Below are 1,648 nucleotides of genomic sequence, written 5' to 3'. Positions count from 1 at the left end.
TTGAAGTGGGCAGGCAAGAAGAAACCCCGCGTCATCAGCCTGGAGAACGTAAAGCAGATCCTGCAATGGGGGCCGCTGGTGGCCAAGCGCTGCAAGTTAACCGGGCGGGTCGTGAAGCTGGGCGGCGACATTGCCGCACCTGGTGAGGTTGTACCGGTAGATCAGCAGTTTCTGGTCCCAGACCCTGCGCGGCGCGGCCAGACGTGGGCGGTGTTCGTGGGCGAGCTGGAGCGCCTGGGCTATGCCGTCGAATGGCGCGCGATCCGAGCGTGCGACTTCGGCGCGCCTACCAGCCGGGAACGCCTGTTCATGATTGCCCGCTGCGATGGGCAGCCGATCGTGTGGCCAGAGCCGACCCATGCCAAGCGCCCCGCCAAAGGCCAGAAGCCTTGGAGGACAGCCGCCGAGTGCATCGACTTCACCGACCTGGGCAATAGCATATTCGGACGCAAGAAAGACCTGGCGCCGGCCACCCTGCGCCGGGTCGCCAAGGGCATGAAGAAGTTCGTCATCGACAATCCGGCCCCGTTCATTGTGCCGATCGCGAACTGGTCGGGCGAGACGGTGCAATCGGCCAACGAACCGCTGCGCACGGTGACGTCATATCCAAAGGGCGGCGCTTTCTCGGTCGTCAGCCCAGTCATTGCGCCAGCGACCCACCAAGGCAGCGATCGCATCAACGATCAACTTGAGCCGCTGCCAACGGTGACGTGCGCCAACCGCGGCGAACTGACGCTGATCAGCCCTACCCTGATCTGTTACGGCGAGCGGGAAGGCCAACAGCCTCGCGTGCCGGGTATCGATCAGCCGTTAGGGACGGTCGTTGCAGGTGGCGTTAAGCATGCGCTTGCAGCAGCGCACCTGGTGAAGTTTCGATTCAACGACGCAGGCAAGGCGCTTGACGAGCCTCTGCCGGCCATCACTAGCGGAGGGAACTACCAACGGCCCGCTGGTGCAGCCCACGCTATGGGCTTGTCGACAGTGTTCATGGCCCAGATGAACGGGGGCTTCAATACGACTCACGCCAAGGGTATCGAAGAGCCGATGACGACGGTCACCAACACCGGAAGCCAGCAGCAACTGGTGGCCGCAAGCCTGGTGCACCTTCGTGGCAACTGTGACGCGCGGGACCCCGCCGATCCGCTGCACACCATCAGCGCCGGCGGCCAGCACCACGGCCTGGTGACAGCGTTCATGGAGCGGCAGTTCGGTGCCAGCGTCGGTGCGCCTCTGGATGAGCCAGCGCCTACCGTTACGGCAGGTGGCGGCGGTAAAAGCTCTGTCGTATCGCTCAGGCTTTCCCCAGAGCATGAGGAAGGTGCACTGCGTGTCGCCGCGTTCCTGATCAGTTATTACGGAACCGAGAACGTCAGCGGTGCAGGCGAACCGGCCCCAACCATCACCACCAAGGATCGCTTGGCGCTGGTCACCGTGATGGTCAAGGGCACGCCCTACGTGATCGTCGACATCTGTCTACGGATGCTCAAGCCGTCCGAGCTGTACAAGGCGCAGGGCTTCCCCACCGACTACGTCATCACCCACGGCGCCGACGGCAAACCGTTCACTAAAACTCAGCAGGTTCACATGTGTGGCAACAGCGTGAGCCCGCCACCTATGGCAGCGCTCGCTCGAGCGAACGACCCGTGGC

General features: G+C 63.5%; 1 protein-coding gene. It reads left to right on the top strand.

Annotated features, from left to right (window positions below; all coding sequences use genetic code 11):
* Nucleotides 1-1,648: DNA cytosine methyltransferase (locus AO388_RS26695; protein WP_058417469.1), on the top strand; the 1,648-nt coding region annotated here is incomplete at both ends.

The organism is Pseudomonas sp. ICMP 10191 (assembly GCF_001467335.1).
In the GTDB taxonomy this organism is placed as follows: Bacteria; Pseudomonadota; Gammaproteobacteria; order Pseudomonadales; family Pseudomonadaceae; genus Aquipseudomonas; species Aquipseudomonas cerasi.
Note: the sequence above shows the minus strand (reverse complement) of the source record. Positions and strands in the feature narration are given on the sequence as shown.